Raw genomic sequence first — 8,070 nt, forward strand, 5'->3', positions numbered from 1 at the left:
GAACTGCCAGCAACTTCGTGGCGTGTGCACCCGTGTGTACACCACCACGCCGAAAAAACCTAACTCGGCACTGCGTAAAGTTTGCCGTGTGCGTCTGACCAACGGTTTCGAGGTTTCCTCGTACATCGGCGGTGAAGGCCACAACCTGCAAGAGCACAGCGTCGTACTGATCCGTGGCGGTCGTGTAAAAGACTTGCCAGGTGTTCGTTACCACACCGTTCGCGGCTCCCTGGATACCTCCGGCGTCAAAGGTCGTAACCAAGGTCGTTCGAAGTACGGTACCAAGCGTCCGAAGTAATCGGCCGTTTGTCGCAGTTTGCAGTTATCAATTTTATTGAGTCGATAAGAGTAAGGTCGGGCACGCACCCTTAAGGGGCACTGTCCCGGGCTAACCTGAAGACCGTTTGAGGGCTTATCAATGCCAAGACGTCGTGTAGCAGCCAAGCGTGAGATTCTGGACGATCCAAAATACGGAAGCCAGATCCTCGCCAAGTTCATGAACCACGTAATGGAAAGCGGCAAAAAAGCCGTTGCCGAGCGTATCGTTTACGGTGCACTGGACAAGGTTAAAGAACGCAAGAACAGCGATCCCCTGGAAATCTTCGAGAAAGCTCTCGACGCCATCGCTCCGCTGGTCGAAGTTAAGTCGCGCCGTGTTGGCGGTGCCACTTACCAGGTTCCTGTTGAAGTTCGTCCATCCCGTCGTAACGCCCTGGCAATGCGCTGGTTGGTAGACTACGCCCGCAAGCGTGGCGAGAAGTCCATGGCTCTGCGCCTGGCTGGCGAGCTGCTGGATGCTGCTGAAGGCAAAGGTGCTGCAGTCAAGAAGCGTGAAGACGTACACCGTATGGCCGAAGCCAACAAAGCGTTCTCGCACTACCGCTTCTAATTCTGGCATCACTATTTTTGCGAGGGCTCTATGGCTCGTACTACACCAATCAACCGCTACCGTAACATCGGTATTTGCGCGCACGTTGACGCGGGCAAAACTACCACTACCGAGCGGATCCTGTTCTACACAGGCCTGAGCCACAAGATGGGCGAGGTGCATGACGGCGCCGCGACCACCGACTGGATGGTGCAGGAGCAGGAGCGGGGTATTACCATTACCTCCGCTGCTGTTACCACCTTCTGGCAGGGTTCCCGTGGCCAGTATGACAACTACCGCGTAAACGTCATCGATACCCCCGGCCACGTTGACTTCACCATTGAAGTAGAACGTTCGCTGCGCGTACTCGACGGCGCGGTCGTTGTGTTCTGCGGCACGTCCGGCGTTGAGCCACAGTCCGAAACCGTATGGCGTCAAGCCAACAAGTACGGCGTTCCACGTGTTGTTTACGTGAACAAGATGGACCGTGCCGGTGCCAACTTCCTGCGCGTCGTAGGTCAGATCAAGAACCGTCTGGGTCACACCCCGGTTCCTGTTCAGCTGGCCATCGGTTCGGAAGATAACTTCCAGGGTCAGGTCGACCTGATCAAGATGAAGGCTATCTACTGGAACGACGACGACAAAGGCACCACTTATCGCGAGGAAGAAATTCCTGCCGATATGCTGGAGCTGGCTGAAGAGTGGCGCGCCAATATGGTCGAAGCCGCTGCCGAAGCCAACGAAGAGCTGATGAACAAGTACCTTGAAGAAGGTGAGCTGACCGTCGAAGAAATCAAAGCCGGTCTGCGCGCGCGCACCCTGGCCAGCGAGATCGTTCCGGCTGTCTGCGGTTCGTCGTTCAAGAACAAGGGCGTTCCCCTGGTTCTCGACGCCGTTATCGACTTCCTGCCTGCTCCGACCGAAATCCCGGCGATCAAGGGTATCCACCCTGATCTGATCGAGAAGCCGAAAGAAGAGCTGGTTGACGCCGACTACGACGAGCGTCATGCCGACGACAACGAGCCGTTCTCGGCTCTGGCGTTCAAGATTGCCACCGACCCGTTCGTGGGTACTCTGACCTTCGTCCGCGTTTACTCGGGTATGCTGCAGTCCGGCGACTCCGTGATCAACTCGGTCAAGGGCAAGAAAGAGCGCGTTGGTCGTATGGTGCAGATGCACGCCAACCAGCGTGAAGAAATCAAAGAAGTACTGGCAGGCGACATCGCTGCTCTGATCGGCATGAAGGACGTCACCACCGGTGACACCCTGTGCAACGCCGACAAGCCGATCATCCTCGAGCGTATGGACTTCCCGGAGCCTGTGATCTCGGTAGCTGTTGAGCCGAAGACCAAGCAAGACCAGGAAAAGATGGGTATCGCACTGGGCAAACTGGCTCAGGAAGACCCGTCGTTCCGCGTCAAAACCGACGAAGAAACCGGCCAGACCATCATCTCCGGTATGGGTGAGCTTCACCTGGACATCCTCGTTGACCGCATGAAGCGCGAGTTCAACGTCGAAGCCAACATTGGTAAGCCACAGGTTTCGTACCGCGAGCAGATCACCAAAGACAACGTCGAGATCGAAGGTAAGTTCGTTCGTCAGTCCGGTGGTCGCGGTCAGTTCGGTCACTGCTGGATTCGCTTCTCGCAGCCAACAGTGGACGCACAAGGCAACATCACCGAAGGCCTGGAATTCACCAACGAGGTTGTAGGTGGTGTGGTTCCTAAGGAATACATCCCGGCGATCCAGAAGGGTATCGAAGAGCAGATGAAGAACGGCATCGTTGCCGGCTATCCGCTGATCGGCCTGAAGGCTACCGTGTTTGATGGTTCCTACCACGACGTCGACTCCAACGAGATGGCGTTCAAGGTGGCGGCCTCCATGGCGACCAAGCAACTCGCAGCCAAAGGCGGCGGTAAAGTGCTTGAGCCGATCATGAAGGTAGAAGTTGTGACCCCTGAGGACTACATGGGTGACGTGATGGGTGACCTGAACCGTCGTCGTGGTCTGATCCAGGGTATGGAAGATTCGGTGTCCGGCAAGGTTGTCCGTGCTGAAGTTCCGCTCGGAGAAATGTTCGGTTATGCGACCGACGTTCGTTCCATGTCTCAGGGTCGCGCGAGCTACTCCATGGAATTCTCCAAATACGCCGAAGCTCCGTCGAATATCGTCGAAGCACTCGTTAAAAAACAAGGCTAATCCAGCCCTTTAGGCAAGAGGTTCACTGTCGTGGCTAAAGAAAAATTTGATCGTTCCCTTCCGCACGTCAACGTTGGCACCATCGGTCACGTTGACCACGGTAAAACCACTCTGACCGCAGCTCTGACTCGCGTCTGCTCCGAAGTTTTCGGTTCGGCCGTCGTCGAATTCGACAAGATCGACAGCGCTCCAGAAGAGAAAGCTCGCGGTATCACCATCAACACCGCACACGTCGAGTACAACTCGAACATTCGTCACTACGCTCACGTCGACTGCCCAGGTCACGCTGACTACGTGAAGAACATGATCACCGGTGCTGCCCAGATGGACGGCGCGATCCTGGTTTGCTCGGCCGCCGATGGTCCGATGCCACAAACCCGTGAGCACATCCTGCTGTCCCGTCAGGTTGGCGTTCCGTACATCGTGGTCTTCCTGAACAAGGCTGACCTGGTAGACGACGCTGAGCTGCTGGAACTGGACGAGATGGAAGTTCGCGACCTGCTGTCCACCTATGACTTCCCAGGCGACGACACCCCGATCATCATCGGTTCGGCTCGTATGGCGCTGGAAGGCAAAGACGACAACGAAATGGGCACCACCGCTGTCAAGAAGCTGGTTGAGACTCTGGACAGCTACATCCCAGAGCCTGAGCGCGCTATCGACAAGCCGTTCCTGATGCCAATCGAAGACGTATTCTCGATCTCGGGTCGTGGTACTGTTGTTACCGGTCGTATCGAGCGTGGTATCGTCCGCGTTCAAGACGCCCTGGAAATCGTTGGTCTGCGTGACACCACCACCACCACCTGCACCGGTGTTGAGATGTTCCGCAAGCTGCTGGACGAAGGTCGTGCTGGCGAGAACTGCGGCGTGCTGCTGCGCGGCACCAAGCGTGACGACGTTGAGCGTGGCCAGGTTCTGGTCAAGCCAGGTTCGGTCAAGCCGCACACCAAGTTCACCGCAGAAGTTTACGTTCTGAGCAAAGAAGAAGGCGGCCGTCACACTCCGTTCTTCAAAGGCTACCGTCCACAGTTCTACTTCCGTACTACTGACGTGACTGGTAACTGCGAGCTGCCAGAAGGCGTTGAAATGGTAATGCCAGGTGACAACATTCAGATGACTGTTACCCTGATCAAAACCATCGCGATGGAAGACGGTCTGCGTTTCGCTATCCGTGAAGGCGGTCGTACCGTCGGCGCTGGTGTAGTAGCGAAGATTATCGAATAAGTAGTTGATTTCTCTCGATCAGGCCGGCATAATGGTCGGCCTGATAAGCTTTTAGGTCAGTAGCTCAATTGGCAGAGCGACGGTCTCCAAAACCGTAGGTTGGGGGTTCGATTCCCTCCTGACCTGCCAGATTCACCTCGTGTGTCTGGCTTTCTTTTCACAGGATCTTCCTAGATGACTCCCAAGGCTGAAGCCCAAGACTCTCGTTTTGATCTGCTCAAGTGGCTGGCTGTTGTCGCTTTGGTAGTCGTTGGTGTTGTGGGTAACCAGTATTACTCTGCTTCGCCGATTCTGTACCGCGTACTTGCACTGCTTGCCCTTGCTGCTGTAGCTGGCTTTGTTGCCCTGCAGACCGCCAAAGGCAAGTCGTTCTTTGCGCTGGCAAAGGAAGCTCGCACCGAGATTCGTAAAGTCGTATGGCCAACCCGCCAAGAAACCACGCAGACCACGCTCATCGTAGTGGCGGTTGTCCTGGTGATGGCGTTGCTGCTGTGGGGTCTCGACTCCCTGCTGGGTTGGTTGATTTCCTTGATTGTTGGCTAAGGGTGTCCCGTGGCTAAGCGTTGGTACGTTGTGCATGCTTACTCGGGTTACGAGAAGCATGTCATGCGCTCGCTGATCGAGCGCGTAAAGCTGGCTGGCATGGAAGATGGCTTCGGCGAAATTCTGGTACCCACTGAAGAAGTGGTTGAGATGCGCAATGGCCAGAAGCGCAAAAGCGAGCGTAAGTTCTTCCCAGGTTATGTGCTGGTCCAAATGGACATGAACGAAGGGACTTGGCACTTGGTCAAGGACACCCCTCGCGTCATGGGCTTCATCGGTGGTACTGCAGACAAGCCTGCACCGATCACCGACAAGGAAGCCGAGGCCATTCTGCGTCGCGTTGCCGATGGCAGCGACAAGCCGAAGCCGAAGACTCTGTTCGAGCCGGGCGAAGTGGTCCGTGTTATCGATGGTCCGTTTGCTGATTTCAACGGTACCGTTGAAGAAGTTAACTACGAGAAGAGCCGGATCCAAGTGGCCGTGCTTATTTTCGGTCGCTCTACCCCGGTAGAGCTCGAGTTCAGCCAGGTCGAGAAGGTCTAGCCGAACAAAGCATCCCATACCCCGCAGCCCTATGTGCTGCGGGGTTTTGTCGTCACTGGGATAAAACGCAAGTCATCCGGGGAGCCATCTGGCGTTCGTACCCGATATTGGAGTAGCTCATGGCTAAGAAGATTCAGGCTTACATCAAGCTGCAAGTAAAGGCCGGCCAGGCCAACCCAAGCCCACCCGTTGGTCCAGCACTGGGTCAACACGGTGTGAACATCATGGAATTCTGCAAGGCCTTCAACGCCCGTACCCAGGGTCAAGAAGCCGGCCTGCCGACTCCTGTGATCATCACTGTTTACAGTGACCGCAGCTTCACCTTCGAAACCAAAAGCACCCCTGCTTCGGTTCTGCTGAAGAAAGCAGCTGGCCTGACCAGCGGTTCTGCACGTCCGAACACCGTTAAAGTCGGTACTGTGACCCGTGCTCAGCTGGAAGAGATCGCAAAAACCAAAAATGCTGATCTGACCGCTGCTGACATGGATGCGGCCGTGCGTACCATCGCCGGTTCCGCTCGCAGCATGGGCCTCAACGTGGAGGGTGTGTAATGGCTAAGCTGACCAAGCGCCAAAAGGCCATTGCTTCGAAAATCGAAGCAGGCAAAGTCTACAACTTCGAAGAAGCAGCAGTGCTGCTGGCCGAACTGTCCACCGTGAAGTTCAGCGAATCCTTCGACGTTGCTGTCAACCTCGGTGTTGACCCACGTAAATCCGACCAGGTCGTACGTAGCGCTACCGTGCTGCCACACGGCACTGGCAAGACCGTACGTGTAGCTGTCTTCACCCAGGGTCCTGCTGCCGAGGCCGCTCTGGCTGCCGGCGCTGACCGCGTTGGTATGGACGATCTGGCTGCCGAAATGAAAGGCGGCGACCTGAACTATGACGTCGTTATTGCTTCCCCGGACGCAATGCGTGTTGTAGGTCAGCTGGGTCAGGTTCTGGGTCCTCGCGGCCTGATGCCTAACCCGAAAGTCGGTACCGTAACTCCAGACGTAGCCACCGCGGTTAAAAACGCCAAGGCTGGTCAGGTTCGTTATCGCACCGACAAAAACGGCATCATCCACACCTCCGTTGGCAAAATCGGCTTTGAAGCTGGCAAGCTGAAGGAAAACGTTGAAGCCCTGATCGCTGATCTGAAGCGTATCAAGCCAGCTTCCTCGAAAGGTATCTACGTCAAGCGCGTTACCCTGAGCACCACCATGGGCCCAGGTCTGGTCATCGACCAGAGCTCGCTGAACGCGTAAGACAAAACCCGGTGCGAGTGATCGCACCAGGTTGAAAAATTGGGGTCCCTGCCTGGCGGGGGCTATCCAAGACCGTAGGCGACGCAAGTCTTAAACCACAAGCCTACGCAGATGGTGCCCCTGGTTCCTTACCGAATCAGACACCAAAACGACATCCGGCCCCGGCTGGATGAAACGGTAACAAGCAGGAGTTTTACCCGTGGCAATTAAACTCGAAGACAAGAAGGCCATCGTCGCTGAAGTCAACGAGGCTGCCAAAGTCGCTCTGTCTGCTGTCGTGGCTGATGCCCGTGGCGTGACTGTAGGCGCAATGACCGGACTCCGTAAAGAGGCTCGTGAAGCTGGCGTTTACGTACGTGTTGTACGTAACACCCTGCTCAAGCGCGCTGTTGCTGACACTGAATTCAGTGTCCTCAACGACGCCTTCACCGGCCCTACCCTGATCGCGTTCTCCAACGAACACCCGGGCGCTGCTGCCCGTCTGTTCGCAGAATTCGCCAAGGGTCAGAGCAAGTTCGAGATCAAGGCAGCTGCGTTCGACGGCAAGTTCCTTGCCGCAAACCAGATCGACGTGTTGGCTTCGCTGCCGACCCGCGACGAAGCTATTGCAAAGCTGATGAGCGTGATCCAAGGCGCTACCAGCAAGCTGGCTCGTACTCTGGCAGCCGTTCGCGACCAGAAAGAAGCTGCTGCAGCCTAAGGCGCAGAAAGCACTTTCGAAATCATACGTTTAATTTGATGGCTGCGTAGGCTGTCACCCCAATACAGGATTTAAGTCATGTCTCTGACTAACGAGCAAATCATCGAAGCAATCGGCCAGAAAACCGTTCTGGAAGTTGTTGAGCTGATCAAAGCAATGGAAGAAACCTTCGGCGTTACCGCTGCTGTTGCCGCTGCTGGCCCAGCTGCTGCCGCTGCCGTTGTTGAAGAACAAACCGAGTTCAACGTTGTTCTGGTTGCCGCTGGCGACAAGAAAGTAAACGTGATCAAGGCTGTTCGCGAACTGACCGGCCTGGGCCTGAAAGAAGCCAAGGAAAAGGTTGATACCGCTCCTCAGGTTGTTGCTGAAGGCGTTTCGAAAGAAGCCGCTGACAAGGCTAAAGCTGACCTGGAAGCAGCAGGCGCTACCGTCGAACTGAAATAATTTCGACTGTGCGTCTCCAGCCCGAGCGACAAGCGAAAGGCTGATGGCTGGTGGCTCTTGCCACCGGCCTTTTTCCGTTATTGGCGGCTGACCAGGTCGGCGCTGATAACGAGCTGCAACCACCAATGATGGTGGCGCAAACCAAGGGGTTTGCACGATTTTCTGGCTGCTCCCGTCGGGAGAAGCCAAACAAGCAGGTGACCAAGCTGGGGAACGCTGATGGCTTACTCATACACTGAGAAAAAACGTATCCGCAAGGACTTTAGCAAGTTGCCGGACGTCATGGTTGTTCCTTACCTCCTG

Annotated in this window: 11 protein-coding genes and 1 tRNA gene; all 12 read left to right on the top strand. The window is 55.8% G+C overall.

Translation table 11 applies throughout. The features are described from left to right. A partial coding sequence (rpsL, locus tag ACIOVF_RS27755; protein ID WP_401294138.1) for a 30S ribosomal protein S12 occupies positions 1–298 on the top strand: 298 nt, incomplete at its 5' end. Positions 299–418: 120 nt separating this feature from the next. Beyond that, positions 419–889 carry a 30S ribosomal protein S7 gene (gene rpsG / locus ACIOVF_RS27760; protein WP_008089143.1) on the top strand — a complete coding sequence of 157 codons (471 nt, stop codon included), beginning with the start codon at positions 419–421 and terminating at the stop codon, positions 887–889. Between the two features lie 30 nt (positions 890–919). Further along, positions 920–3,067, top strand: coding sequence for an elongation factor G (gene fusA / locus ACIOVF_RS27765; RefSeq protein WP_045202252.1), 2,148 nt, complete (start codon positions 920–922; stop codon positions 3,065–3,067). 30 nt (positions 3,068–3,097) lie between these two features. Next, a complete protein-coding gene (gene tuf / locus ACIOVF_RS27770; protein ID WP_401294141.1) occupies positions 3,098–4,291 on the top strand; it encodes an elongation factor Tu in 1,194 nt (397 codons plus the stop codon). A gap of 53 nt (positions 4,292–4,344) precedes the next feature. Beyond that, a tRNA-Trp gene (locus ACIOVF_RS27775) sits at positions 4,345–4,420 on the top strand. A 45-nt stretch (positions 4,421–4,465) separates the two neighbouring features. Then, complete coding sequence (gene secE, locus ACIOVF_RS27780; protein WP_045202238.1) at positions 4,466–4,834, top strand: preprotein translocase subunit SecE; 369 nt, start codon at positions 4,466–4,468, stop codon at positions 4,832–4,834. Positions 4,835–4,843: 9 nt separating this feature from the next. Continuing rightward, positions 4,844–5,377, top strand: coding sequence for a transcription termination/antitermination protein NusG (gene nusG, locus ACIOVF_RS27785; protein ID WP_010220294.1), 534 nt, complete (start codon positions 4,844–4,846; stop codon positions 5,375–5,377). Positions 5,378–5,496: 119 nt separating this feature from the next. After that, the gene (gene rplK, locus ACIOVF_RS27790; RefSeq protein ID WP_010220295.1) at positions 5,497–5,928 is read left to right on the top strand and encodes a 50S ribosomal protein L11; all 432 of its coding nucleotides are present in this window, start codon (positions 5,497–5,499) and stop codon (positions 5,926–5,928) included. Beyond that, on the top strand, positions 5,928–6,623 hold the full coding sequence (gene rplA / locus ACIOVF_RS27795; RefSeq protein WP_045202241.1) for a 50S ribosomal protein L1: 696 nt from the start codon (positions 5,928–5,930) through the stop codon (positions 6,621–6,623). The genes rplK and rplA overlap by 1 nt, the downstream gene beginning before the upstream one ends. A gap of 199 nt (positions 6,624–6,822) precedes the next feature. Further along, positions 6,823–7,323: a 50S ribosomal protein L10 gene (gene rplJ / locus ACIOVF_RS27800; protein WP_045190247.1), complete on the top strand. Its 501-nt coding sequence runs from the start codon at positions 6,823–6,825 to the stop codon at positions 7,321–7,323. Between the two features lie 78 nt (positions 7,324–7,401). Further along, positions 7,402–7,767: a 50S ribosomal protein L7/L12 gene (gene rplL, locus ACIOVF_RS27805; protein WP_043861936.1), complete on the top strand. Its 366-nt coding sequence runs from the start codon at positions 7,402–7,404 to the stop codon at positions 7,765–7,767. Positions 7,768–7,986: 219 nt separating this feature from the next. Continuing rightward, on the top strand, positions 7,987–8,070 hold an 84-nt coding region (locus ACIOVF_RS27810; protein WP_401294150.1), incomplete at its 3' end, for a hypothetical protein.

This window comes from Pseudomonas sp. NPDC087612, assembly GCF_044743505.1.
Classification (GTDB): domain Bacteria; phylum Pseudomonadota; class Gammaproteobacteria; order Pseudomonadales; family Pseudomonadaceae; genus Aquipseudomonas.

Bases quoted from the DNA above. Each gene is read 5' to 3' on its own strand.
- rpsG (WP_008089143.1), top strand. From the start codon at position 419: ATGCCAAGACGTCGTGTAGCAGCCAAGCGTGAGATTCTGGACGATCCA.
- rplK (WP_010220295.1), top strand. From the start codon at position 5,497: ATGGCTAAGAAGATTCAGGCTTACATCAAGCTGCAAGTAAAGGCCGGC.
- rplA (WP_045202241.1), top strand. From the start codon at position 5,928: ATGGCTAAGCTGACCAAGCGCCAAAAGGCCATTGCTTCGAAAATCGAA.
- fusA (WP_045202252.1), top strand. From the start codon at position 920: ATGGCTCGTACTACACCAATCAACCGCTACCGTAACATCGGTATTTGC.
- rplL (WP_043861936.1), top strand. From the start codon at position 7,402: ATGTCTCTGACTAACGAGCAAATCATCGAAGCAATCGGCCAGAAAACC.
- secE (WP_045202238.1), top strand. From the start codon at position 4,466: ATGACTCCCAAGGCTGAAGCCCAAGACTCTCGTTTTGATCTGCTCAAG.